This window comes from gamma proteobacterium symbiont of Lampromicra miyakona (assembly GCF_059730895.1).
In genome coordinates, this window is sequence record NZ_AP035932.1 from 3,089,205 (window position 1) to 3,114,690 (window position 25,486).

The window sequence follows — 25,486 nt, forward strand, 5'->3', positions numbered from 1 at the left end:
ATTTTCTCGGACTCCGGCTTGATTAAACGCCAGACAATGATAATGTTGCGCTGCGGTAGCGGATATTTCCGATAATGCAATACAGTGACGCACTGCGTCAGCGTTCCTCTTCACTTCAAGGTACACACAGAATGGGCAGAATCGCATTATTGTTTGCGATGATTCTTATGCCGCTCCTGAGCTGGGCAATGACGCCTGAGCCAATGCAGCCGCTGGCTCCGGTGAGCAAAGAGTTAAAGAAACAATTACTGGGTACACCGGTATTTATTCAGATCTTCAAGGAAGAGCGTACGCTGGAACTGTACGGCAAAATCGGTAATGAATATCGTCTGCTGGACAGCTATCGCATCTGTAACTTCTCCGGCGGCCTCGGGCCGAAACGTCGTCAGGGCGATTTTAAAAGTCCGGAAGGCTTTTATAACGTGAAGATGAATCAGCTTAAGCCGGACAGCCGTTTTTATCGCGCCATCAATACCGGATTCCCGAATCAGTACGATCGCGCCAAAGGCTATAACGGTAACTATTTGATGATTCACGGCGATTGCGTGTCCGTGGGCTGCTATGCCATGACCAACGCATCGATGGATGAGATCTTCACTTACGTGAACGCCGCGCTGCGTAACGGTCAGCAGGATGTGCAGGTCAACATCTTCCCGTTCCGCATGACCGACAGCAACATGCAGCGTCATCGTTACTCGACTTATATCAGCTTCTGGCGTGAACTGCAGCCGGGCTATGCTTACTTCGCCAAATACCACGTGCCGCCAACGGTCAACGTGACGGCAACCGGTCAGTATGCGGTGAACAACACGCCGGTCATGACCACGCCGGAAGCGGCGTCGAAATCATTCCTGGCGCTCACCCAGGTAAAATAATGCCCACTCGCCTGGCACGATGCGGTGCCAGGTTTCATTACCGGTCAGCGGCTGCGTCGCAATCACCGTCACCACGTCTTTCGGCGTGGTCTGCTGCAGAAAATCAATCTCCACATCCTGATCGAGCAGCTTCGCTTTGCCAAACGGCGCGCGGCGCGTAATCCAGTACAGATTGGTTGAGCAGAAGGCCATTAAATAGCGTCCGTCAGACAGCAGCATATTGAATACGCCCTTCTGGCGCAGCTCCGTCGCCAGTTCCGCCACATAGCGAAACACCGCCGGCCAGTTGCCCGGCGTGCGCGGATAGCGCTCAGCCAGCTTATGCAGAATCCAGCAAAACGCCTTTTCGCTGTCGGTTTCGCCTACCGGACGGAAATGCCCGGTCTCCAGCTGGCGATAGCCCTTCAGCTGGCCGTTATGCGCGTAAGTCCAGTTGCGGCCCCACAGTTCGCGGGTAAACGGATGGGTATTTTCCAGTGACACCTGGCCGCGATTGGCCTGACGAATATGCGCCACCACCGAGTGCGACTTGATTGGATACTCCTGCACCAGGCGGGCAATCGGTGAGTTGTAGCTCGGCAGCGGATCTTTAAACGTGCGGCAGCCTTTATCTTCGTAAAAGGTGATACCCCAGCCATCTTTGTGCGGCCCGGTTGCACCGCCACGCTGCACCAGACCGGTAAAACTGAAACAGATATCCGTGGGGACATTGGCGCTCATCCCGAGCAATTCGCACATAGCAACCGCCTTATCAGAACCTCCCGCAGGCGCGGGAGGAGCACGTCATCACTTAACCATCTCTTTTTCGATTAACAGCATCAGGATGTGGATCACTTTGATGTGAATCTCCTGAATGCGATCGGCATATCCAAAGTGCGGCACGCGAATTTCGATATCGGCCGTACCGGCCATTTTGCCACCGTCTTTGCCGGTCAGGGTAATCACTTTCATGCCTTTGGCGCGCGCGGCTTCTACGGCTTTGATGATGTTGGCCGAGTTACCCGAAGTGGACAGCCCCAGCAGCACATCGCCCTCGCGCCCGACCGCCTCGATGTAGCGGGAGAACACGTAGTCGTAGCCAAAATCGTTGCTGACGCAGGAGAGATGGCTGACATCCGAAATGGCGATGGCCGGATAGCCAGGACGATTTTCGCGGTAGCGCCCGGTCAGCTCCTCAGCGAAGTGCATGGCATCGCAGTGCGAGCCGCCGTTGCCGCAGGAGAGCACTTTGCCACCGGCTTTGAAGCTGTCGGCCAGCAGCACGGCTGCGCGCTGAATGGCGTGAATGTTGGCTTCATCACTCAGGAACTTATTGAGCGTATCGGCGGCTTCATTGAGTTCTGAGCGAATAATGTCCTGATACATAGGGATGTCCTTTAGAGGAAAATTGACCCAGCAAGTTTAACGGAATGGGCCAGAGCCGCAAAGCGCCCGCAGCAGGGAAAAGCGCGACGCCGCGCTGACGTCCAATTGCCGGCGCGATTTTGTGAGTTCGGTTGTAATTGCGATGTAAACAGATTGATAAATTTCGTGCGCTGCTCTAAACCTTATCACTAACAGGTCAGACCTCTTACAACTTACGGAGCGGTTCATTATGTTGCTTGCCTCGATCATCGCGACGCTGGTGTTAATTAGCGCCCTCTTCTACCATCAGGTTTCACTGCGGCTCAGCAGTGCGATTGTGCTGCTGTGGACCGCGGCACTGGCCGCCACCGGTCTGTGGACGCCGTGGCTGCTGCTGCCGCTGGCCATAATTCTGCTGCCTTTCAACCTGCCGGCGATGCGCCGCAGCATGTTCTCTAAGCCGGCTCTGCACAGCTTCCAGAAGGTGATGCCGCCGATGTCGCGCACCGAAAAAGAGGCGATCGACGCCGGCACCACCTGGTGGGAAGGCGATCTGTTTCGCGGCAAACCGGACTGGCAGAAACTGCACAACTATCCGCAGCCGCGCCTGACCGAAGAGGAACAGGCGTTTCTGGATGGCCCGGTGGAAGAAGCCTGCCGCATGGCTAACGACTTCGAAATCACCCATGAAATGGCCGATCTGCCGCCGGAGCTGTGGGCTTACCTCAAGCAGCACCGCTTCTTTGCCATGATCATCAAAAAAGAGTACGGCGGTCTGGAGTTTTCCGCTTACGCGCAGGCGCGTGTGCTGCAAAAACTGGCAGGCGTGTCCGGGATCCTGGCGATCACCGTCGGCGTGCCGAACTCGCTGGGTCCGGGTGAACTGCTGCAGCATTACGGTACCGATGAGCAGAAAGATCACTACCTGCCACGCCTCGCGCGCGGCGATGAAATCCCCTGCTTTGCGCTGACCAGCCCGGAAGCGGGCTCCGACGCCGGCGCCATTCCGGATACCGGCGTGGTGTGCATGGGCGACTGGCAGGGCCAGCAGGTGCTGGGCATGCGCCTGACCTGGAACAAGCGCTACATTACCCTGGCGCCGATTGCCACCGTGCTCGGCCTCGCCTTTAAGCTCTCCGACCCCGATCATCTGCTGGGCGAAACCGAAGAGCTGGGTATTACCTGTGCGCTGATCCCGACCCATACGCCAGGCGTTGAAATTGGCAGACGTCACTTCCCGCTAAACGTGCCGTTCCAGAACGGGCCGACGCGCGGCAAAGATATCTTTGTGCCGATCGATTACATCATCGGCGGTCCGGCGATGGCCGGTCAGGGCTGGCGTATGCTGGTTGAGTGCCTGTCGGTAGGACGCGGCATTACCCTGCCGTCTAACGCCACCGGCAGCCTGAAAAGCCTGGCGCTGGCGACCGGTGCCTACGCGCACATTCGCCGCCAGTTCAAAGTCTCTATCGGTAAAATGGAAGGGATTGAGGAGCCGCTGGCGCGCATCGCCGGTAACGCTTACGTGATGGACGCGGCGGCGACGCTGATCACCAGCGGCATTATGCTGGGCGAAAAACCGGCGGTGCTGTCAGCGATTGTTAAATACCACTGCACCCATCGCGGTCAGCGCGCCATCATTGATGCAATGGATATCGCCGGCGGTAAAGGCATCATGCTTGGCGAGAACAACTTCCTGGCGCGTGCCTATCAGGGCGCCCCGATCGCCATCACCGTTGAGGGCGCGAACATCCTGACGCGCAGCATGATTATCTTTGGCCAGGGCGCAATCCGCTGCCATCCGTGGGTGCTGGAAGAGATGAACGCCGCCGCAAAGAACGATCTCGTCGCCTTTGACCGTGCGCTGTTCAGCCATATCGGCCACGTCGGCAGCAATAAAGTGCGCAGCCTGTGGCTTGGCCTGACCGGCGGCCGCACCAGCGCTACGCCAACCCGTGACGCGACCTGCCGCTACTATCAGCAGCTGAACCGCCTGAGCGCCAACCTTGCGCTGCTGTCGGATGTGTCGATGGCGGTGCTGGGCGGTAGCCTGAAACGTCGCGAACGTATTTCGGCACGCCTCGGCGATGTGCTGAGCCAGATGTATCTGGCGTCAGCCACGCTGAAACGCTATGACGATGAAGGCCGCAACGAGGCGGATCTGCCGCTGGTGCACTGGGGCGTGCAGGATGCGCTGCATCAGGCGGAAGTGGCGATGGACGATCTGCTGCGCAACTTCCCGAATCGCCTGGTTGCAGGTGCGCTGCGGCTGGTGATTTTCGCCGGCGGCAAACACTGCCCGGCACCGTCTGATAAACTGGATCATAAGCTGGCCAAAATGCTGCAGCTGCCGTCCGCAACCCGCACCCGTCTGGGCCGCGGCCAGTATCTGACGCCGAGTGAGCACAACCCGGCCGGTCAGCTGGAGCAGGCGCTGCAGGATGTGATGGCGGCAGAAGTGATTCACGATCGTCTGTGTCAGCAGCAGAAAAAACACTTCTCCTTCACCCGGCTGGATGCGCTGGCCCAGCGCGCGCTGAAAGAAGGCTGGATTGACGAGAGTGAAGCGAAGGTGCTGACGCGGGCCGAAGCCAGCCGGCTGAAGGCCATCAACGTGGATGATTTTGCGCCCGAGGCGCTGGCGGTGGCCAAACCGGACAGCAAACCCAAACCGAGCGCCCGCCCCAGCGAAGCGGCGTAACCGCAAAAAGCCTCCAGCCGGAGGCTTTTTTTATGGCCTGCGGCAGCGGATAAGCGCACTCAGCGTCTGTGCCAGCCACGTTTAGACGTCTAAGCGTCTCGATTGCCAAGTGTTAACATCCTGTTTATAGTGGCTGCAGCACAAGGTTACTCCGCAACGACATTCGCGCTTAAGGCACCCGATAATGACGCAGCCCAACCTGATCCCCGAGAGCAAACTACCGGCGCTCGGCACCACCATTTTTACCCAAATGAGCGCCCTCGCCGCCCAGCACAACGCCATCAATCTGTCACAGGGCTTTCCCGATTTTGACGGCCCGCGCTATTTGCAGCAGCGCCTGGCACATCACGTCAGCGAAGGCGCTAACCAGTACGCGCCGATGATTGGCACCCTGCCGCTGCGCGAGGCGATCGCCGATAAAACCGCAGACATGTACGGCCATCGGCCGGATATCAACAGCGACATCACCGTGACGGCGGGCGCAACCGAAGCGCTGTATGCCGCGATCACCGCGCTGGTGCGGCCGGGCGACGAGGTGATCTGCTTCGATCCCAGCTATGACAGCTATGCGCCGGCGGTTCAGCTGGCCGGCGGCGTGCTGAAACGCATCGCGCTGCAGCCGCCCACGTTTCAGGTCGACTGGCAGGCCTTCAGCAGCCTGCTCAGCGCGCGCACCCGGCTGGTGATCGTCAACACGCCGCATAATCCGTCCGCCACCGTGTGGCACGCCAGCGACTACGCCGCGCTGTGGCAGGCGATCGCCGGACAGGAAATTTATGTGCTCAGCGATGAAGTCTATGAGCACATCTGTTTTGATGAGCAGGGCCATGCCAGCGTGCTGGCACATACCGATCTGCGTCAGCGCGCCATCGCAGTCTCATCCTTCGGCAAAACCTTTCATATGACCGGCTGGAAAGTGGGTTACTGCATCGCTCCGGCGGCGATCAGCGCCGAAATCCGCAAAGTGCATCAGTATCTCACCTTTTCAGTGAATACCCCGGCGCAGCTGGCGATTGCCGATATGCTGCGCCAGCAGCCGGAACATATTGATGCGCTGCCGGCATTTTATCGCGCCCGGCGTGACCGCCTGACGCAGGCGCTGGCCGCCAGCCGGTTTAAGGTGCTGCCCTGTGCCGGCACCTATTTCCTGCTGGTGGATTACAGCGCCATTTCCGATTTGGATGATGTCAGTTTCTGCCAGTGGTTAACCCGCGAAGTGGGCGTGGCGGCGATTCCGCTGTCGGTGTTCTGCTCGGACCCTTTCCCGCACAAGCTCATTCGCCTGTGCTTTGCTAAACAGGAAGCGACGCTCGACGCCGCTGCGGAGCGTTTATGTCAGCTTTAAAACTTACCGTATTGCAGGAAACCCTGAGCTGGATGGATGGCGCAGCCAACCTGCGTCATTTCGATGAGGTGCTGCAGGGCTTGACGGGCCGCGATGTCATCCTGCTGCCGGAGATGTTTACCACCGGCTTCGCCATGGAGGCGGCGGCCAGTTCGCTGCCGCAGGATCAGGTAGTGGCGTGGCTGCACGGTCATGCCAAAGCCCTGAATGCCCTGGTCGGCGGCAGCGCGGCGATTCAGAGCGACCAGGGCGCGGTAAACCGTTTCCTGCTGGTGGAGCCCGACGGCACGCTGCACCAGTACGACAAACGCCACCTGTTCCGCATGGCCAGTGAGCACCAGCACTATGTGCCCGGTGAAACGCGCGAGGTGTTCCACTGGCGCGGCTGGCGTATTCTGCCGCAGATTTGCTACGACCTGCGCTTCCCGGTGTTTTCGCGCAACCAGAATGATTACGATCTGGCGCTGTACGTCGCCAACTGGCCGGCACCGCGCGCGCTGCACTGGCAGGCGCTGCTGCTGGCGCGCGCCATCGAAAATCAGGCCTATGTAGCCGGTTGTAACCGCATCGGCAGTGACGGCAATCAGCATCAATACAGCGGCGACAGCCGGATTATCTCGCCGCAGGGTGAGATCCTCGCGGCCGCTGAACCCTTCGCCCGCGCGCGCCTCGACGCCGAGTTATCACTGGAGGCGCTGCAGGACTATCGCGAGCGCTTCCCGGCCTGGCGCGACGCGGATGAATATACGCTGAAGTAATCTTTTAGCCGCATCCCTGCGATGCGGCTTCCACATATCCTCCTGCCCTGTTGTTTCCCGTGTGGAAACATTCTATGTTGTGCGTTACAATGTTTCCACCCTGGAACAGTTCGAGGGAATGATGCACATTATCTCAGGGAAAGTGTTTAACGAAGCGATTCAGGCCTCCAACAATCTGATTAAAGCCGTGCCGCTGCTGGGCGGAAGTCAGTCCAGAGCCGATTATGAACAGGCGCTTGAACTGGTGGAATACCTGGTTGAGCATCAGCCGGGGCATCCGCTGATCGAGATGCTGGCCGTTAAAGTCGCGAAGTATGAAGAAACCGCAGCGGAATTTGCCGCGTTTAATGCGCGCACTCAGGCGCTGCCGGGCGGCGTGGCGCTGCTGCGGGTGCTGATGGACCAGCACGGTCTGAATCAATCCTCTTTCGTGGCAGAAATCGGTCAGCGTTCGTATGTGAATCGCATTCTGAAAGGCGAGCGCAGATTAACGGATAAGCATAAGGCGGCGCTGGCGCGACGCTTTAATCTGCCGTTTGAGGCATTTCGTGAGGCATAAACAGGAATAAGCCGCAGCGCATGACGCTGCGGCTCAGGGGATTACAGATCGAACCGGTCGAGGTTCATCACTTTGGTCCAGGCGGCCACGAAGTCGTTAACGAACTTCTGCTTCGCATCGCTGCTGGCGTAAACTTCCGCCAGCGCGCGCAGGATGGCGTTAGAACCAAACACCAGATCGGCGCGGGTGGCGCTGTACTTCACTTCTCCGCTCTGACGATCGCGGCCTTCGAACAGCTCAGCGCTCTCATCGGTGGCGCGCCATGCGGTGCGCATATCCAGCAGATTGATGAAGAAGTCGTTGCTCAGCACGCCCACGCGATCGGTAAACACGCCGTGCGCGCTGCCGTCGAAGTTGGTGCCCAGCACGCGCAGACCACCCAGCAGTACCGTCAGTTCTGGCGCGCTCAGCGTCAGCTGTTGCGCTTTGTCCAGCAGCAGGGTTTCGGTGGAAGAACCGCCCTGTACGCGGCGATAGTTACGGAAACCATCGGCCAGCGGCTGCAGTACGTTGAATGACTCGACATCCGTCTGGTCCTGACGCGCATCCACGCGGCCCGGCGTGAACGGCACCTGCACCGCGACACCTGCCGCTGCTGCCGCCTGCTCAATCCCGACGCTGCCCGCCAGCACAATCACATCCGCCAGCGACGCTTTACCTGACTCCTGCTGAATCTTTTGCAGCACCGGCAGCACATCACGGGTGACGCTGGCGTTGACCGCCCAGCCGTTCTGTGGCGCCAGCGCCAGACGGGCCCCGTTCGCGCCGCCGCGCTTGTCGCCGCCACGGAAGGTGGAAGCTGACGCCCAGGCCGCAGAGACCAGCTGGCTGACGCTCAGACCCGAAGCGGCAATTTTCGCTTTCAGATCGGTGATGTCATCTGGCGTTGGCTGATGCGTGGCCTGCGGTAACGGATCTTGCCACAGCAGATCTTCCTTCGGCACTTCCGGACCGAGGTAACGCGCTTTTGGCCCCATATCGCGGTGCGTCAGTTTGAACCAGGCACGGGCGAAGGCTTCATTGAACGCCTGCGGATCGTTGAGGAAACGACGCGAAATCTTCCCGAACTCCGGGTCGAAACGCAGCGTCAGGTCGGTGACCAGCATGGTCGGCTTGCGTTTTTTCTCTGGATCGAACGGATCCGGGATAATCGCTTCGGCATCAACCGCTTCGAACTGAATCGCGCCCGCCGGGCTGTGCGTTTGTACCCACTCATATTTGAACAGGTTCTCGAAGAAGTAGTTGCTCCACTGCGTTGGGGTTTGCGTCCATACCACTTCCAGACCGGAAGTGATGGCATCAGCACCAGCACCGCTGCCGTAGCTGCTGTGCCAGCCCAGACCCTGCGCTTCCAGCGGCGAGGCTTCCGGATCGACGCCCACGTGGCTGGCCGCAGCGGCACCGTGCGTTTTACCTAGCGTGTGACCGCCGGCAATCAGCGCGACGATCTCTTCATCGTTCATGCCCATGTTGCCGAAGGTAGCGCGAATCGCCGGGGCCGCCGAGCGCGGATCGCCGCTGGCTTCCGGACCTTCCGGGTTCACGTAGATCAGGCCCATTTCCGTCGCACCCAGCGGCGCGTTTGCCAGGCTTTCCGGATGGCGGTGCGCCAGCCATTCGGTCTCATGTCCCCAGTCCACGTCCATGTCCGGTTCCCAGACATCTTCACGACCGGCACCAAAGCCAAAGGTACGGAAGCCGGCGTTTTCCAGCGACACGTTACCGGCAAGAATGTAGAGATCGGCCCAGGAGATTTTCTGGCCATACTTCTGTTTCACCGGCCACAGCAGACGACGTGCTTTGTCGAGGCTGACGTTATCCGGCCAGGAGTTGAGCGGCGCAAAGCGCTGCTGGCCACGTCCGGAACCGCCGCGACCGTCGATGGTGCGGTAGGTGCCGGCGCTGTGCCATGCCATACGGATAAACAAGCCGATGTAGCTGCCCCAGTCGGCTGGCCACCAGGATTGCGAGTCGGTCAGCAGCGCACGAATATCGGCTTTCAGCGCGGCGTAATCCAGCTTGCTGAACTCTTCACGGTAGTTGAAATTGTCACTGAGGGGGTTAGAACGGCTGGAATGCTGGTTTAACAGATCGACGCGCAGCATATTTGGCCACCAGTCGCGGTTAGTGGTCCCGCTTCCGGCGCCACGCGCTAAAACGCTTTTCTCTTCCGATGCTCCATGATGAAAGGGGCATTTTCCTGAGGCGGCTGCATTATCATTATTTTCGGGCGTGCTCATTTCTCGGCTCCATTGGCTTCACGTTGTCCGGTTAAGATAACCGCACCGTGTTGCAGAATATATTTGGATGGACCGAAGGTTTTGATAGTTACTGGCTTTCAAGCGCGAGGTTTGTGATAGAGAGCACGAATTTCAGCGGGCCTGAGAGGGTGTGAAGCCGGTACTGCAAGTCGCACAAGATTCGTAGCGGCGCGATTTATCGCGCAATAAATTGCGCCGCTACCAAAACGCAACCGTTGTTAAGCGGATTTACAATTTAACAGACAAGCATTGCGCCATTTATGGCGACCTGGATCAACTCCCGCGGTAAGTCGACCACGACCACGGGGAAATGAGGAACGGCAGGTGATAATGGCTGCCGGCGGTGCCAATCACAAAATCAATCTGCGCGCTGACGTACAGCGCATCACGTCCGTCGGCGGCGAAATAGTCACCGATCTCCGCGGTTAAGCGATAGTGGCCCGGCGCCAGCGGTTCAGGCGTGAGATCTTTGATGCGCCCGTCGCTGTCGGTTTCGCCCTCGGCCACCGGCAGCCAGCCTTCCGGGCTGTTCTGCTCCAGCGACATCGCGACGCCAATCGCCGGTTTGCCCAGCGCGGTGTCGAGAATATGGGTGGTGATGGTGCTCATGTGATGCTCTCCTTAAGCCGTAACAGGGTAATTTCCCGCAGCTGCGCCAGCGCTTCCTGCTGCTCAGTCTCCTCATCATTGTTGAGCCTGCGCTGCAATTCCGCCAGCATCTGTTCACCGCTGCGCCCTTTGGCGCGAATCAGAAATACCCGGCCGAAGCGCTGCTCATAGCGCTCATTACCGGCCAGCATCGCCAGTTGCAGCGCGCCGTTAGCCTGCTGCATCGCCGCCTGTTCCTGCTGCGACAGCGCGGCCTCTTTACCCGCGCCCTGCGCTTTTTCGCCGATGCGCGGATGGGCGCTCAGCGCCTGCTGCAAGGCGTCGCCCTGCCACGCCAGCGCCAGCTGTTGCGCCGTGGTGTACAGCGCCGTCAGGCTGGCGAACGGCCGCGCCGCCACCAGCGCCTGCTGCCAGGCGGGAATCGCCACGCAGTGGGCAATCGCCGCCTGCGCCTGCGCGGCGCTCGCCTGATTAAAATCGTTCAGATCCATTTCCCGGCTCCTTTAGCTGCGCGCCAGATCGCACACCGCCTGCAGATAGGCCTGCACACCGAGCGCCACATCGGCCACCTGCACCGATTCCGCCGGATGATGGCTGATACCGCGATGGTTGCGCACAAACAGCATGCCCACCGGCCAGCGCTCAGCCATCGCGATCGCGTCGTGACCGGCTCCGCTCGGCAGCGCCAGGCTGCGCCCCTGCACGGTTTCTACCGCATGGCTCAGCGCCTGCTGCAGCCGCGTATCACAGGCGGTGGCCGCGATGCGATAGTACTCGTTAGCGCTGAAGCTGAGCCCGCGCCGCAGCGCGATGGCTTCCGCCTGGGTCAGCAGGCTGGAGAGCAGACGTTCCAGTGGTTCATCCTGCGGTCCGCGCACGTCCAGCGACAGCTGCACCTCGCCGGGGATAACGTTAACGGCGCCCGGCAGACAGCTCAGCGTGCCCACCGTTGCCACCAGCTGCGCATCCTGATCCTGCGTGGCCTGTTCCACAAACACCATCCACTCTGCCGCTGCTGCCAGCGCGTCTTTGCGGTGCGTCATCGGCACCGTGCCGGCATGACCGGCCTCCCCGACAAAGCGGCAGTTAAGACGGCGCGCGCCGTTAATCGCCGTCACCACACCAAGCGCCAAATCGTCCTGTTCCAGGCACGGTCCCTGCTCAATGTGCAGTTCGAGATAAGCCACAATGTCGCTCACCCCACGTGCCGCCTGCGGGATCAGCGCCGCGTCCAGGCCGAGGTCCTGCATCGCCTGCGCCACCGTAATACCGTTACCGTCCGGATGTGACACCCAGCTCTCCGGCCAGCTGCCGGTGAGGCCGCGGCTGCCAAGCAGCGTGATGCCAAAGCGCGTGCCCTCTTCATCGCCGAAGCCGACAATTTCAATCGCCAGCGGCAGGCGCTGCTGATGGTCGTGCAGCCACTGCACGGTTTCGATGGCGCTGAGCACGCCCAGCATGCCATCGTAACGTCCGGCGTTGCGCACGGTATCAAGGTGCGAGCCGAGCAGCAGCGCCGGTGCGCCCGGCTCCGCCGCTTCATAGCGACCGCAGATATTGCCGACCGCATCCTGCCAGGTGTGCATACCTGCCGCCTGCATCCACTCAGCAACGCGCGCGTTGGCGCGCACCTGCTCCGGCGACAGATAGACGCGGGTCAGCCCCTCTTCGCTCTCACTGATTGCTGCCAGCGCGTCACAGCGCGCCATCACCCGCGCCGCCGCTGACTGCGCCTCACCGGCGCTCATCAGGCTATGACTCATGCGTGGCTCCCGTAGTGGTCCCAGGCAGCCTGCAGCGCCGCGCCCTGAGTGGTGCGGAAACCGACGTGATTCAGCACGGACTCCAGCGCGCTCAGCGTCAACATCACGCAATCTTTGCGCGCGTTGTAGCCCATGGTGCCGATGCGCCACACTTTGCCGTGCAGCGGACCGAACGAGGTGCCAATCTCAATGCCGAAATCGTCCAGCATCAATTTGCGTACCTGGTCGCCGTTGATGCCCTGCGGGATCACCACGCCAAGCACGTTATTCATCTTGTGTCTGAGATCGCCAAAGGTTTCCAGCCCCATGCCCTGAATACCTTTCAGCAGCGCATCACCGTGCAGTTTGTGGCGTGCGATGCCGTTATCCAGCCCTTCCTGCAGGATCAGACGGGCACATTCGCGTGCGCCAAACAGCGCCGAGGTGGCTTCGGTATGATGGTTGAGCCGCTCCGGTCCCCAGTAATCCATGATCATGCCGAGATCGAAGTAGTTGGAGTAGATCATCTCGTCGACGCCATCCTGATGTGCGTCGGTGCGGATGCCCTGCTCCACGCACTTACGCTGGCGGATCACCGCTTCCATTTGCGGGCTCAGGGTGATCGGCGAGGTGCCGGACGGACCGCCGAGGCATTTCTGCATGCCGGCAGAGACCGCATCCAGCCCCCAGGCATCGGTTTCCAGCGGGTTGCCGCCCAGCGATGCGGTGGCATCGGTGTACAACAGCACGCCGTACTGGCGACAAATGGCACCGAGCTGCTCCAGCGGTTGCAGCATAGTGGTTGAGGTATCGCCCTGCACCGTCAGCAGCAGGCGCGGTTTGACTTTTTTGATCGCATCTTCGATCTGATCCGGGGTAAATACCTCGCCCCACGGCACCTCAATGGTATGGACTTCCGCGCGGCAGCGACGGGCAATTTCGCACAGCAGATGGCCGAAGCGGCCGAACACCGGCACCAGCACTTTATCGCCCGGACGAATCGCCGACAGCAGGATGGCTTCGATACCGGCGCGTGAGGTGCCATCAATCAGCAGGGTCCAGCGGTTTTCAGTGCGGAATACGCCACGGTACAGCGCCATCACCTCGTTCATATAGTGCGTCATCGCCGGATCGTACTGCCCAAGCAGCTGGCTCGACATGGCGCGCAGCACGCGCGGGTCGGCGTTGATCGGGCCCGGTCCCATCAGCAGACGCTGTGGCGGATTGATTTGCGAGAACTGGCTGATATCCATGAGGGGTTCCTTATTGTTCGGTTACAGACGCACGGTCGAAATAAACTGCTTCAGCTCGGCGGTTTGTGGATTCGCAAACAGCGTTTTGCTGTCGCCCTGCTCCCACACGCGTCCCTGATGCATAAACACCACGCGGTCGCCCACGTCGCGGGCGAAGTTCATTTCATGGGTGACGAGAATCAGCGTCATGCCTTCGGCGGCCAGCTGCTCCAGCACTTTCAGTACTTCACCCACCAGCTCCGGATCGAGCGCCGAGGTGATTTCGTCACAGAGTAAAACTTTTGGCTGCATCGCCAGCGCACGGGCAATCGCCACGCGCTGCTGCTGACCGCCCGACAGGTTGGCCGGGTAGTAATTGAGACGTTCGCCGAGCCCGACTTTTTCCAGCATCTGCGTGGCCAGCGTGCGGCACTCCGCCTCGCTCTTTTTCAGCACGCGGCGCGGTGCCAGCATCACGTTTTCCAGCGCGGTCATGTGCGGAAACAGGTTGAAGTTCTGAAACACCATGCCCACCGAGCGGCTGATTTCACGCGCCTGCGATTCACGATCGGTAATCGTCATGCCGCCCAGTTTAATGCTGCCTTCCTGATAGCCTTCCAGCCCGTTCATGCAGCGCAGCAGGGTACTTTTACCGGAGCCGCTGCGGCCAATGATGGAGATCACTTCGCCGTTGTCGATATCCAGATCGACCCCTTTCAGTACGTGGTTATCACCGTAGTACTTCTGGACCTGATTAATGGTGATGAGCGGCATTGAATTTTTTCTCCAGGTACTGGCTGTAACGCGACAGCGGATAACACATCAGGAAGTAACCGAGCGCCACCAGGCCAAACACCTTGAAGGGCTGATACGTCACATTGTTGAGAATGGTGCCGGCTTTGGTCAGCTCGACAAAGCCGATAATCGACGCCAGCGCAGTACCCTTGATCACCTGCACGGCAAAGCCAACGGTCGGCGCGATGGCGATGCGGATCGCCTGCGGTGCCACCACGCGATACAGCGTCTGGCCAAAGTTCAGGCCGAGGCAGCGCGACGCTTCCCACTGCCCTTTTGGCAGCGCGCGAATGCTGCCGTACCAGATATCCAGTAAAAACGCGCTGGTATACAGCGTCAGCGCCAGTGACGCCGCCGTCCAGGGCGCAACGTCGATGCCGAACAGGCCGACGCCGAAGAAGGCGAGAAACAGCTGCATCAGCAGTGGCGTGCCCTGAAACAGCTCGGTATAACAGCGAATCAGGCGGGTGAGCCAGCGCCGCTGCAGCAGACGCAGAAACAGCAGCGGCAGTGTCACCAGCGTGCCGCCGAGAAAGGCCACCAGCGACAGCAAAATCGTCCAGCGCGCCGCCAGCAGCAGGTTGCGCAGGATGTCCCAGTCAGTAAACGTTGTCATGCCGGCTGCGCTCCAAACCATTTGCGACCCAGCGCCAGCAGCAGCTGACGCATGGCAATCGACAACGCCAGATAGATCAGCGTGGTCACCAGATAGACTTCAAAACTCAAAAAGGTGCGCGACTGAATCAGGTTGGCGGCAAACGTCAGCTCTTCATAAGAGACCTGCGACACCACCGACGAGCCGAGCATCACAATGATGCACTGGCTGACCAGCGCCGGATAAATGCGCTGCAGCGAGGGCGGCAGCACCACGCGGATGAAGGTTTGCGTGCGGCTCAGCCCGAGCACGCGCCCCGCTTCCCACTGCCCGCGCGGCGTGACCTGGATACCGGCACGGATGATTTCAGTGCTGTAAGCGCCAAGGTTAATCAGCATCGCCAGCAGCGCCGCTTCACCGGCCGTCAGTTTCAGCCCGAGATTAGGCAGACCAAACACGATAAAAAACAGCTGTACCACGAACGGCGTGTTGCGAATCAACTCGACGTAGATGCCCCACAGGCGGCTGGCCCAGCCCGGTTTGCGGCTGCGCAGCGCCGCGCCGAGAATACCAAGTCCGACACCGCCCACCGTCGCCAGCACCGTAAGCTGCACCGTGACCCACAGTCCGGCCAGCAGCTCTGGCCAGTGCGGCCAGAGATCTGCAAAGTTAAGTTGCCCAATCATTGGCCGTTCCTGTTATGCGCCGAGGTTGGCAGGCAGCGGCGCTTTCAGCCACTCTTCCGACAGCTTGTTCAGCGTGCCGTCTTTAATACCCTGCTCAATCAGTGCGTTCACTTTCTCTTTCAGCGCTGGCTCATTCTTTTTCAGGCCGATAAAGCACGGTGAATCTTTCAGCATAAACTGCGGCACCGGGGCTTTTTCCGCGTTCTGGCGCGCAATCGCTGCGACCACCAGGTTTCCGGTAGCGACATACTGCACCTGACCGGAGAGATAGGCGGACAGCGTAGTGTTGTTATCTTCGTAGCGCTTCACCTGAGCATCTTTCGGGGCGACATCGCTCAGCACCATGTCCTCTACCGCACCGCGCGTCACGCCAATCGATTTACCGCTCAGCGCCGCCGCATCTTTCAGCGTCTCGCCTTTCGGGCCGAACACGCCGAGGAAGAACGGTGCGTAGGCGCGGCTGAAGTCGATCACTTTTTCGCGCTCGGCGTTTTTGCCCATGCTGGAGATCACCAGGTCGACCTTGTCGGTCTGCAGATACGGTACGCGGTTGGCACTGGTCACCGGCACCAGCTGCAACTTCAGTTTCATCTGCTTCGCGAGGTATTTCGCCATGTCGATGTCATAGCCCTGCGGCTGCAGATCGGTACCGACCGAGCCAAACGGCGGAAAGTCCTGCGGCACTGCCACGCGAATCACGCCACGCTTCTGGATATCCTGCAGCTGATCGGCCATGGCGCTGCCTGCCTGCGCCAGCAGCAATGCTGCTCCTGCTACTGCCAGTAATACTTTGTTCATTATGCACCCCGGTGAGTTAATGGTGAAACAAAAGATTCTTGATAAATTGATTTGCAACTAATGTGCCAACCACAACGGGCAGCAAACGCAGCGGCTAAGCGGAGGATTTAAGGCGGTTGTGGGCGCATCATAACGGGGATCACCCCGTCAGCGGACGCGATCAAAAAAGGTGCAAAGCACCAAAACGGTGCCCTTTAGCGATGTTCCAGCTCATCGAGCTGCTGGTAAAGATCGGCAATCTGGTGGATGCGCTGACGCCCCTGCGACAGCATTTCGTGCAGCAGCGCGTTGGCCAGCAGGTTGATCAGGCTCATTGCCGAGGCGTAGCTGTCAAAGGCGGAAACGCTGTCGAGCGGTGCGCACAGCTGCCAGCGCGCCAGGGTGAGAATGCCCTGCGCCTGCGGTTCGCACAGCACCAGTACCGGGATGCCGCTCTGCTGCAGCTGCTGCATCAGTGGACGGATGATGCGTGGCCGGCGGCGAAACGCCATCACCACCACCACATCTTCCGGCGTCATGTCCACCAGCTCTTCGCCCAGCGTCTGGCCTGGCTGCGGCAACACCTGCACCTGAGCGCGCGCCTGCAGCAGCTGCTGACGCAGGTGCAGCGCCACCGGATACGCGTTGCGCATCCCAATGATGAACACCCGCCGTGCAGCGCCCAGCGCAGCAATCACCTCGCTAAACTGCCGGGCGTCAATGCTGTTGACCCACTGCGTCAGGTTCGCCATCTCCTGCTTGTAATGGCGCGACAGCAGCGTGTTGCCCTGCACCGCGTCGCGGTTATCGGTCAGCGGCATTCCGCTCTGGCGCAGGGTGCGCAGCTCATCACGCATGTCTTTGTATTTTTCATAGCCGAGGCGTTTGAACAGCCGACTCACCGTGGCCTTTGATACGCCGCTGAGCCGCGCCAGCTCAGCGCTGTTATAGCTAATCAGATCATCAAAATGGTCAAACACAAAGTCAGCAATGCGCTGCTCCTGCGGCGACAGTTGCGGATAGTGACTGCGAAGGCGTTCATCGAGCTGTTTCATCATCGGTCCTGTAACTTTCGTTTCATCACAAGCTAGCATAAATCGATCCAGGCTGGCGTAACACCAAAACTGGAACGGCTCTTGCTTTACCATTGCTACAGACTGGTAGCGGCGCAATTTGTTGCGCTTGTTTTCCCTATCCAGCGCGCCAAATCGCGCCGCTACAAAAGAATAATCCGGGAACAGTTCACTATGATTCAAAGCAATATGGCCCCGATGGGCATGGCGGTGACGCCACATCACCTTGCCAGCGAAAGCGCACTGGCGGTTCTGCGTGAAGGCGGCAACGCGCTGGAAGCCATGGTGGCCGCCGCGGCGACCATTGCGGTGGTTTACCCACACATGAATGGCCTCGGCGGCGACGGCTTCTGGCTGGTGGTGCCGCCCGGCGGCGATCCGATTGCCATCGATGCCAGCGGCGCCGCCGGCTCGCTGGCGCACCCCGACTTCTATCACGGTGAGAGCCATATTCCGCATCGCGGCCCTAAAGCGGCACTGACGGTTGCCGGCACCGTCAGTGGCTGGCAGGAAGCGCTGACGCTGGCGCACGAACTGGGCGCGACGCCGCTGCCGCTGAGCCGTTTGCTGCGCGATGCGATTCGCTATGCGGCCGATGGCATTCCGGTCACCGCCTCGCAGGCGGCAGCGACGGCGGCAAAACAGCATGAGCTGCAACATCAGCCCGGTTTTGCTGCCACCTTTCTGCCTGATGGCGCACCGCCCGCCGCCGGCAGTCGTTTTACCCAGCCGGCACTGGCACAGACGCTGAGCGTGCTGAGCGAGCAAGGGCTGGAGAGCTTTTATCGCGGTGAGCTGGCGCACCATCTGGCGCGCGAAATGGGCGCGCTCGGCATGCCGATTACGCTGGACGATTTACACCGGCAGCGCGCCCGGCGCTGCACGCCGCTGCACCTCGCGCACAGCGAAGGCGATATCTGGAACATGACGCCGCCAACGCAGGGGCTGGTATCGCTGGCGATCCTCGGGATCACCGATCGTCTGGCGATGGCCGACGCCAGTGAAGCGCAGACGGTGCACCGCATCGTTGAAGCCACCAAACAGGCCTTTGCCCTGCGCGATCAACACATCACCGATCCGCGTCACATGGCGATTGATGTGCAGTCACTGCTGAATGCCGATCATCTCGGCACGCTGGCCGCGCAGGTGCAGGACGATCGCGCCGCGCCCTGGGGCACCGGACGCGGACCGGGCGATACCGTGTGGATGGGGGTGATGGACAGCAGCGGCCTGGCGGTCTCCTTTATCCAGAGCATTTACCACGAATTTGGCAGCGGCGTCGTGCTGCCCGGCACCGGTATTACCTGGCAAAACCGTGGCGCGGCGTTCAGTCTGCAGCCGGATCACCTGCTGACGCTGGCACCGGGCAAACAGCCGTTCCATACGCTCAATCCAGCGGCGGCACGCCTGAAAGATGGCCGCACGCTGGTGTACGGCTCGATGGGCGGTGATGGCCAGCCGCAAACCCAGGCGGCGATCTTTACCCGCTATGTCATTCAGGGCCAGCCGCTGCAGCAGGCGGTCAGCGCACCGCGCTGGCTGCTTGGCCGCACCTGGGGCCAATCCTCGGACTCCCTCAAGCTGGAGGCGCGCATCGCGCCTGAAACCGTGCAGCAGCTGCGCGCGCTCGGTCATGAAGTCGAACTGCTGGCTGAATACAGTGAAGTGGTGGGCCACGCCGGCGCCATCGTCAGACACAACAATGGCATGCTGGAAGGCGCGTTTGATCCGCGCAGCAACGGCAGCGCTGCCGGTTTTTAACGGAGAAAATCATGAGTGCACAACCGGACTGGGCAACCTATATTGCCCAAATGGAACAGATTCTGGCGCTGGAACTGGACGACACGCGCCGCGCCGAACTGCTGACGCAGTTTAACCGTATCGCCGCGATGGCGCAGCCGCTGATGGCGCTGCCGCTGGACGATCGCCTGGAAGTGGCAGGAGTGTTTCATCCATGACGCTGGCAGCCTTATCAATTAGCCAGCTGCAGCAGGCACTGGCGCAGGGCGATCTCAGCGCGCGCGACATCGCACAACAGACGCTGGCCGCCATAGAACAGCATAACCCGGCCATCAACGCCTGGACCGCCGTCACCGCGCAGCGCATGCTGCGGGAAGCCGACCGGCTGGATCAGCAGCGTCAGCGCGGCGAGCCGCTGCCGGCGCTGGCTGGCATTCCCTATGCGGTAAAAAACCTGTTTGACGTCGCCGGTCAAAGCACGCTTGCCGGTGCCAGCCTGTTCAGCGAGCGGCCGGTGGCACAGCAGGATGCGTGGGCGGTCTCTAAGCTGCAGCAGAGCGGCGCGCTGCTCTCCGGCATGCTGAATATGGACGCCTACGCTTACGGCTTTACCACCGAGAACACCCATTATGGTGCGACGCGCAACCCGCGCGATCTGTCACGCGTGGCCGGCGGCTCATCTGGCGGTTCCGCGGCAGCCGTCGCTGCCGGGCTGGTGCACTTTTCACTCGGCACTGACACCAACGGCTCGATTCGCGTGCCTGCTTCGCTGTGCGGCATTTTCGGCCTGAAACCCACCTTTGGTCGCCTGTCGCGCAGCGGCAGCCATCCGTTTGTCGCCAGCCTCGATCACATCGGTCCGTTTGCCCGTTCGGTGGAAGATTTGAGTCTGGTTTACGATGCGCTGCAGGGCGGCGACGCCAGCGATGCGTTTCAGGCGGCGCGGCCTGCGGAACCGGTCAGTGACAGGCTCTCTGCTGGCAGCGAAAAGCTGCGCAGCGCGGTGCTGGGCGGCTTTTTTGCTGACTGGTGCAGCGATGAGGCGCGCGCGGCGGTGGCGGTAGCGGCCCGCGCGCTCGGCGCGACAGAAGAAGTGACGCTGCCGCAGGCCGAACTGGCGCGCTCGGCCGCGTTTATCATGACCGCGGCGGAAGGCGGCAATCACTATCTGCCGGCTCTGCGCACCCAGCCAGAACGCTTTGAGCCGAATTCACGCGAACGCCTGCTGGCGGGCGCGATGCTGCCCGCCGCGTGGTATGTGCAGGCCCAGCGTTTCCGCCGTCACTTCCAGCAGCAGGTGCTGCCGCTGTTCGACCATTATGATGTGCTGATCGCCCCGGCCACGCCCTGTACCGCCACCACCATCGGCCAGGAAACCATTCAGATCAACGGTCAGGATTTGCCGACACGCGCCAGCATGGGCATGCTGACGCAGCCGATTTCGTTCCTCGGCCTGCCGGTGTGTAGCGTACCGCTGCTCACTGCCAGCGGCTTACCGATTGGCCTGCAGCTGATTGCTGCGCCGTTTAACGAACAGCTGGCGCTGCGCGCCGCCTGGGCACTGCAGCAGCAGGGTGTAACGCTGCCACAAACCTCTTTTATGGATGCCTGAAGATGACACCTGAACATATCGATCGTCCGGCGATACTGGCTGAAGTGACCGCCGCGTTTTACCGCTACGAGCAGGCGCTGGTGAGCAATGATGTCGCCGTGCTGGACGAGCTGTTCTGGCACGATGCGCGTACGGTGCGACTCGGTGCCGGAGAGAATCTGTACGGGATTGAGGAGATTCGCGCCTTCCGCGCGGCGCGTCCGTCAAAGGGGCTCGATCGCACGCTGCGCAATACAGTGATCACCACTTTTGGCGATGACTATGCGGTGTGCAGCACCGAATTCACCCGCGAGGGCGTAGAGAAGATCGGCCGTCAGCAGCAGACCTGGGTACGGCTGCCGTGCGGCTGGCGCATCGTGGCGGCACAAGTGAGTTTGATGAGCTGAGGCGGGCGCGAGTGTTGCCCTCTCCTGACAAGAGAGGGCAAAAACGACCTGACATCGGTGGAAAGTAAGGCCACTCAGGCAGCCGGATGCGTCTTCATCCAGTGATCGGCAATCTGCTGACGCGTGCACACCCACACCTTGTCGTGCTGCTGAATATGGTCGAGGAAACGCTGCAGCGCGCGGAATTTCCCCGGACGCCCCAGCAGACGGCAGTGCATGCCAATCGACATCATCTTCGGCGCCGTCGCGCCCTCTTCATACAGCACATCAAAGGTATCGCGCAGATAGGTATAGAACTGCTCGGCGGTGTTGAATCCCTGCGGCGTGGCGAAGCGCATGTCGTTGCACTCCAGCGTGTAGGGAATGATCAGATGCGGCTTCACCGTGCCGTCCTGACAGGTGACCTGCGTCCAGAACGGCAGATCGTCACCGTAGTAATCGCTGTCGTAGCTGAAGCCGCCCTGCTCGACCACCAGCCGCCGCGTATTGGGGCTGTCGCGCCCGGTATACCAGCCGGTGGGCGCTTTACCGAATAACTCGGTGAGCACGTCCACTGCCTGCTGCATGTGCTGACGCTCGGTTTTGGCATCCATCCCCTGATAGTGAATCCAGCGCCAGCCGTGGCTGACCACATCGTAATCGGCGGCTTTGATGGCCTCGACAATCTGCGGATGCCGCGCCAGCGCCATCGCGACGCCAAAGATGGTCAGCGGCAGGCCGCGCTGCTGAAACTCCTGATGGATGCGCCAGAAACCGGCACGCGAGCCGTACTCATACAGGGAATCCATCGACATGTGGCGATCGGCATAGCTGGCGGCACCGATGATGTCGGAAAGAAACTGCTCAGAGCCCGCGTCACCGTGCAGCACATTGTTTTCAGCGCCCTCTTCATAGTTGAGCACGAACTGCACCGCCACCCGCGCCTCACCTGGCCACTGCGCGTGCGGCGGCTGGCCCGCATAGCCAATCAGATCGCGCGGATAATTTTTGTTGAAGCTGTACTCTTTCTTTTCAGATACATCACTCATTCTGCAAGTTCCTGTCATCAGTCCTCAACCAGCCCTTAGTTTAGGTGCTGAAATGCCGCGCTGAGCGGTTTTTTAATCGGGTAAGCCAGATCGCCGTGTTTGCTGGTACCAAAGCCCAGCGCCAGTAATGACTCGACCATTTTCACCGCCGCACTGACGCCATCAATCACCGGCAGGCCCAGCTCTTTAGTCAGATCCTGCGCCAGCGACGCCATGCCGCCGCAGCCCAGCACAATCGCCCCGCTGCCATCTTCACGTTTCGCCTGCAGGCAGCGCTCGCGCACTTTCTCCTGCGCGACGCCGCTGCCGTCCTCAAGCGCCAGCACCGGCAGGTCAATGGCGTGCAGCGCGGCACAGTGATGGCTGAATCCGTACTGCTGCAGCAGATGGCGGGCGATCACCAGCGTGCGCGGCAGCGTGGTGACAATCGAAAAGCGCGTCGCCACCAGCGTCGCGGTGTGCATCGCCGCTTCGGCAATGCCAATCACCGGTCCGCTCGCCAGTTCGCGCGCCGCCAGCAGTCCCGGATCGCCAAAGCAGGCGATGATGTGGCCGCTGACGCCCTGCTCTTTGCCGCGTTTTACCTGTTCCAGCACGCCCACCGCGGCAATCGCTTCATCAAAGTGTCCTTCAATGGAGGGCACGCCCTCGCTCGGGCACACCGCCACAATCTCCGTGCCAGGTGCGGCCACGGCGCGTGCCGCTGCGCCGATGGTCGCCGTCATGGCGGCGCTGGTATTCGGGTTGATCACCTGGATCAGGCTCATGATGCCGCTCCTTTATGACCGGCAAATAACCGGGTGAAATCAGGCAGGGTTTCGCCGCTGCGTTCAAAGTGCAGGCTGGCGACGATATGTTCGAAGTGATGCTGCAGCGCCGTGGTTAACGCTGGCAGATCGTTTTGCCGCAGCAGATCCACCAGCCGATCGTGATGATCGCAACGACAGCCGCGCTGCCACGGTGCACCGTAGGCGGCGATCACCAGCGAGGAGCGCTGCGTCAGGCGCGTCACCATGTCAGTCAGCACCTGGTTGCCGGAAATCGCCTGCAGCTGGATATGAAAAGCCGCAGACAGACGGATGGCGGCGGCCCCGTCGTGCTGCTGGTGCGCCTGCTGCTCGTCGGCAATTAAGCCACTCAGCGCGGCGAGATGCGGAGGCTGCAGATGCGCCAGCACCGCCGGCAGATTGGCGCACTCCAGCAGGCTGCGCGTGGCGAAGATGTCGCGCGCTTCCTCCACGCCCGGCGTCGCCACCTGTGCACCACGTCTGGGCGACAGGGTGATCATTTGCACCGCCGCGAGGCGCTGCAGCACCTTACGAATGCCGGTGCGGCTGACGCCAAACACCTCCGACAGCGCCTCTTCCGGCAATTTGCTGCCCGGCGGCAGCTGATGCTCCACGATGGCGTTCAGCAACGCCTGATAGATAGGTTCGTCTCTGTCATTCAGATCGGCAGCCGTTTTCTGGCCTGTTTCACTCTTCATTACCCGCTCCGGCAAGTGACTGTATGCAGACATCGTATACGTGAAATTAATTTTTTGTATACAAGAAATCAATTCTGGCCTGAATCCTGCAATACCGTTTCACGCTGTCATTATTTTTCCATGAAGTTAAGAGGAGCAGGTTTCATGCCAAATCATTCTGAAGTGACCTCTGCGGTGGCCTCTGAAGCCAACGCCCATTACAGCCCGCGTCTGTGTAACGACGACCTGGCGCCGACCCGCAACCAGAGCTGGTCGTGGTACAACATTTTTTCGTTCTGGATGTCGGACGTGCACAGCATGGGGGGCTATGTGGTGGCGGCCAGCTTCTTCACCCTCGGTCTGGCCAGCTGGCAGGTGCTGCTGTGTCTGCTGGTGGGAATTTGTATCGTGCAGCTGTGCGCTAACCTGGTGGCGAAGCCGAGCCAGATGGCCGGCGTGCCTTATGCGGTTATTTCGCGTCAGGCATTTGGCGTGTTCGGGGCCAACATCCCGGCGGTGATTCGCGGGCTGATCGCCTTCGCCTGGTACGGCATTCAGACCTATCTGGCGGCGAATGCGCTGATGCTGGTGCTGCTGAAGTTCTACCCGTCGTTAAGCAGCATGACGCAGAGCAGCTGGCTCGGCCTGTCGCAGCTTGGCTGGTGCTGTTTCGGCGTCATGTGGCTGCTGCAGGCGATGGTGTTCTGGCACGGCATGAGCGCAATTAAACGCTTTATTGATGTCGCCGGTCCGGCGGTCTACGTGGTGATGGTGGCGCTGGCGGGCTGGATTGTATACAAAACCGGTTTTGACGGTATCTCCTTCACCCTCGCCAGTAAATCACTGAGCGCGGGCGAGCAAACCTGGCAGATGATTACCGCGACCGCGCTGGTGGTCTCTTATTTCTCCGGCCCGCTGCTCAACTTTGGTGACTTCTCGCGCTACGGCAAAAGCATGGGTGAGATTCGCCGCGGCAACCGCTGGGGCCTGCCGTTCAACTTCCTGCTGTTTTCGATTGTGACCGTGGTCATTGTCTCGGGTACTCAATCGCTGTTTGGCAAAATGATCACCGACCCGATTGAAACCGTGAGCATGGTAGGCAACGATGTGGCCGTCGCTATCGGACTGCTGACCATGATTACCGCCACCATCGGCATCAATATCGTGGCGAACTTCGTTTCACCAGCGTTTGATTTCTCTAACTGCTCACCGCAGAAGATCAGCTTCCGCGCCGGTGGCATGATTGCCGCCGTGGGTTCAGTGCTGTTGACGCCGTGGAATCTGTTCCAGTCGCCGGAGCTGATTCACTACACGCTGGATGTGCTGGGATCGTTTATCGGGCCGCTGTTTGGCATTCTGATCGCCGATTTCTACCTGATCAAACGCAGCAAGGTGTACGTTGATGACCTGTTCAACGATACGCCAAAAGGCCGCTACTGGTATCGCGGCGGTTTCAATCCGAAAGCGATTGCTGCACTGCTGCCTTCCGTCGGCATTTGCCTGGTGATTAGCTTTATTCCGTCCCTGCATGCAGTGGCGAACTTCAGCTGGTTCATCGGCGTGGCGCTGGGCGCTGGCTGCTACCGCTGGCTGGCGCGCGCCGAACGTGAGGTGCCGCAAGCCACCTATCGTGCGGAAGTGGCGGTACAGAAGGATTAATGCGGTGGCGGTCGCCATGAATGGCGACCGTACGCCAGATGGGTATGATTTAGAAAAGCAAAAAGCCGATGCATTGCTGCATCGGCTTCTTTAAAGAGATTGGCGGAACGGACGGGGCTCGAACCCGCGACCCCCTGCGTGACAGGCAGGTATTCTAACCAACTGAACTACCGCTCCGCGCTTTGTTCCCCGTCGGGAACGAGGCGCATATTAATGGCAGCCTCATCCCTCGTCAACGCTTTTT

Annotated in this window: 25 protein-coding genes and 1 tRNA gene; 10 read left to right on the forward strand and 16 right to left on the reverse strand. The window is 60.4% G+C overall.

Annotated features, from left to right (window positions below; genetic code table 11):
• Positions 1–131: 131 nt before the first annotated feature.
• Positions 132–875: a peptidoglycan meso-diaminopimelic acid protein amidase gene (dpaA, locus tag AC6I8P_RS14550; protein WP_021507282.1), complete on the forward strand. Its 744-nt coding sequence runs from the start codon at positions 132–134 to the stop codon at positions 873–875.
• Here dpaA and AC6I8P_RS14555 read toward each other — a convergent pair.
• Positions 846–1,613 (reverse strand): class II glutamine amidotransferase, encoded by a 768-nt coding sequence (locus tag AC6I8P_RS14555; protein ID WP_021507283.1) that lies wholly within the window; start codon positions 1,611–1,613, stop codon positions 846–848. The two genes, dpaA and AC6I8P_RS14555, sit on opposite strands and share 30 nt — an antisense overlap.
• A 48-nt stretch (positions 1,614–1,661) precedes the next feature.
• Positions 1,662–2,240: a D-sedoheptulose 7-phosphate isomerase gene (gene lpcA, locus AC6I8P_RS14560; RefSeq protein ID WP_021507284.1), complete on the reverse strand. Its 579-nt coding sequence runs from the start codon at positions 2,238–2,240 to the stop codon at positions 1,662–1,664.
• 229 nt (positions 2,241–2,469) lie between these two features.
• Between lpcA and fadE the strand changes: the two genes are divergently transcribed.
• The 4 genes from fadE (at position 2,470) to AC6I8P_RS14580 (ending at position 7,582) form a co-directional block, all read left to right on the forward strand.
• A complete protein-coding gene (fadE, locus tag AC6I8P_RS14565; protein ID WP_238561154.1) occupies positions 2,470–4,920 on the forward strand; it encodes an acyl-CoA dehydrogenase FadE in 2,451 nt (816 codons plus the stop codon).
• Between the two features lie 184 nt (positions 4,921–5,104).
• A complete protein-coding gene (locus tag AC6I8P_RS14570; protein ID WP_238561155.1) occupies positions 5,105–6,265 on the forward strand; it encodes a pyridoxal phosphate-dependent aminotransferase in 1,161 nt (386 codons plus the stop codon).
• Complete coding sequence (locus tag AC6I8P_RS14575) at positions 6,253–7,023, forward strand: amidohydrolase (protein WP_238561156.1); 771 nt, start codon at positions 6,253–6,255, stop codon at positions 7,021–7,023. Before AC6I8P_RS14570 ends, AC6I8P_RS14575 begins: the two co-directional genes overlap by 13 nt.
• 118 nt (positions 7,024–7,141) lie before the next feature.
• Positions 7,142–7,582, forward strand: coding sequence for a helix-turn-helix domain-containing protein (locus AC6I8P_RS14580; protein ID WP_236569448.1), 441 nt, complete (start codon positions 7,142–7,144; stop codon positions 7,580–7,582).
• A 41-nt stretch (positions 7,583–7,623) separates the two neighbouring features.
• Here AC6I8P_RS14580 and katG read toward each other — a convergent pair whose 3' ends face one another.
• From katG to hpxU, 10 genes are all read right to left on the reverse strand, one after another.
• Positions 7,624–9,822 (reverse strand): catalase/peroxidase HPI, encoded by a 2,199-nt coding sequence (gene katG, locus AC6I8P_RS14585; protein WP_058776020.1) that lies wholly within the window; start codon positions 9,820–9,822, stop codon positions 7,624–7,626.
• Positions 9,823–10,116: 294 nt separating this feature from the next.
• Positions 10,117–10,452, reverse strand: a complete 336-nt coding sequence (uraH, locus tag AC6I8P_RS14590) for a hydroxyisourate hydrolase (RefSeq protein WP_058758020.1) — start codon at positions 10,450–10,452, stop codon at positions 10,117–10,119.
• The gene (gene uraD / locus AC6I8P_RS14595; protein WP_104189161.1) at positions 10,449–10,943 is read right to left on the reverse strand and encodes a 2-oxo-4-hydroxy-4-carboxy-5-ureidoimidazoline decarboxylase; all 495 of its coding nucleotides are present in this window, start codon (positions 10,941–10,943) and stop codon (positions 10,449–10,451) included. Before uraD ends, uraH begins: the two co-directional genes overlap by 4 nt.
• 12 nt (positions 10,944–10,955) lie before the next feature.
• A complete protein-coding gene (gene hpxK, locus AC6I8P_RS14600) occupies positions 10,956–12,215 on the reverse strand; it encodes an allantoate amidohydrolase (protein WP_498030689.1) in 1,260 nt (419 codons plus the stop codon).
• Positions 12,212–13,447, reverse strand: coding sequence for a pyridoxal-phosphate-dependent aminotransferase family protein (locus AC6I8P_RS14605; RefSeq protein WP_058781166.1), 1,236 nt, complete (start codon positions 13,445–13,447; stop codon positions 12,212–12,214). Before AC6I8P_RS14605 ends, hpxK begins: the two co-directional genes overlap by 4 nt.
• Positions 13,448–13,468: 21 nt before the next feature.
• Positions 13,469–14,200, reverse strand: a complete 732-nt coding sequence (locus AC6I8P_RS14610; RefSeq protein ID WP_021507294.1) for an amino acid ABC transporter ATP-binding protein — start codon at positions 14,198–14,200, stop codon at positions 13,469–13,471.
• On the reverse strand, positions 14,181–14,837 hold the full coding sequence (locus AC6I8P_RS14615; protein ID WP_481657813.1) for an amino acid ABC transporter permease: 657 nt from the start codon (positions 14,835–14,837) through the stop codon (positions 14,181–14,183). Before AC6I8P_RS14615 ends, AC6I8P_RS14610 begins: the two co-directional genes overlap by 20 nt.
• The gene (locus tag AC6I8P_RS14620; protein WP_498030690.1) at positions 14,834–15,502 is read right to left on the reverse strand and encodes an amino acid ABC transporter permease; all 669 of its coding nucleotides are present in this window, start codon (positions 15,500–15,502) and stop codon (positions 14,834–14,836) included. Before AC6I8P_RS14620 ends, AC6I8P_RS14615 begins: the two co-directional genes overlap by 4 nt.
• A gap of 12 nt (positions 15,503–15,514) precedes the next feature.
• The gene (locus AC6I8P_RS14625) at positions 15,515–16,300 is read right to left on the reverse strand and encodes a transporter substrate-binding domain-containing protein (protein ID WP_031279673.1); all 786 of its coding nucleotides are present in this window, start codon (positions 16,298–16,300) and stop codon (positions 15,515–15,517) included.
• 194 nt (positions 16,301–16,494) lie between these two features.
• Positions 16,495–17,334 carry a MurR/RpiR family transcriptional regulator HpxU gene (gene hpxU, locus AC6I8P_RS14630; protein ID WP_021507298.1) on the reverse strand — a complete coding sequence of 280 codons (840 nt, stop codon included), beginning with the start codon at positions 17,332–17,334 and terminating at the stop codon, positions 16,495–16,497.
• Positions 17,335–17,526: 192 nt separating this feature from the next.
• On the opposite strand from hpxU, the gene AC6I8P_RS14635 reads away from it, so the two are divergent.
• The 4 genes from AC6I8P_RS14635 to hpxZ are packed head-to-tail and all read left to right on the forward strand — an operon-like array spanning position 17,527 to position 21,090.
• Entirely contained in the window at positions 17,527–19,113 is a 1,587-nt protein-coding gene (locus AC6I8P_RS14635; RefSeq protein WP_159377491.1) for a gamma-glutamyltransferase family protein, read from the forward strand.
• Between the two features lie 11 nt (positions 19,114–19,124).
• Positions 19,125–19,310, forward strand: a complete 186-nt coding sequence (gene hpxX / locus AC6I8P_RS14640; RefSeq protein WP_010616983.1) for an oxalurate catabolism protein HpxX — start codon at positions 19,125–19,127, stop codon at positions 19,308–19,310.
• Positions 19,307–20,704 carry an AtzE family amidohydrolase gene (locus tag AC6I8P_RS14645; RefSeq protein WP_498030691.1) on the forward strand — a complete coding sequence of 466 codons (1,398 nt, stop codon included), beginning with the start codon at positions 19,307–19,309 and terminating at the stop codon, positions 20,702–20,704. Before hpxX ends, AC6I8P_RS14645 begins: the two co-directional genes overlap by 4 nt.
• 2 nt (positions 20,705–20,706) lie before the next feature.
• On the forward strand, positions 20,707–21,090 hold the full coding sequence (gene hpxZ / locus AC6I8P_RS14650; protein ID WP_058758028.1) for an oxalurate catabolism protein HpxZ: 384 nt from the start codon (positions 20,707–20,709) through the stop codon (positions 21,088–21,090).
• Between the two features lie 74 nt (positions 21,091–21,164).
• Here the strand turns inward: hpxZ and puuE are convergent, their stop codons facing one another.
• From puuE to AC6I8P_RS14665, 3 genes are read right to left on the reverse strand one after another with little or no spacing between them, the layout of a single operon-like run.
• The gene (gene puuE, locus AC6I8P_RS14655) at positions 21,165–22,118 is read right to left on the reverse strand and encodes an allantoinase PuuE (protein ID WP_021507302.1); all 954 of its coding nucleotides are present in this window, start codon (positions 22,116–22,118) and stop codon (positions 21,165–21,167) included.
• 35 nt (positions 22,119–22,153) lie between these two features.
• Positions 22,154–22,885 (reverse strand): allantoin racemase, encoded by a 732-nt coding sequence (hpxA, locus tag AC6I8P_RS14660; protein WP_021507303.1) that lies wholly within the window; start codon positions 22,883–22,885, stop codon positions 22,154–22,156.
• Positions 22,882–23,604, reverse strand: a complete 723-nt coding sequence (locus tag AC6I8P_RS14665; RefSeq protein ID WP_058758029.1) for a GntR family transcriptional regulator — start codon at positions 23,602–23,604, stop codon at positions 22,882–22,884. Before AC6I8P_RS14665 ends, hpxA begins: the two co-directional genes overlap by 4 nt.
• 144 nt (positions 23,605–23,748) lie before the next feature.
• Here AC6I8P_RS14665 and AC6I8P_RS14670 point away from each other — a divergent pair, with 144 nt between their 5' ends.
• Positions 23,749–25,242: an NCS1 family nucleobase:cation symporter-1 gene (locus AC6I8P_RS14670; protein WP_215480038.1), complete on the forward strand. Its 1,494-nt coding sequence runs from the start codon at positions 23,749–23,751 to the stop codon at positions 25,240–25,242.
• Positions 25,243–25,342: 100 nt separating this feature from the next.
• Here AC6I8P_RS14670 and AC6I8P_RS14675 read toward each other — a convergent pair.
• Positions 25,343–25,419 (reverse strand) — tRNA-Asp (locus AC6I8P_RS14675).
• Between the last annotated feature and the right edge of the window lie 67 nt (positions 25,420–25,486).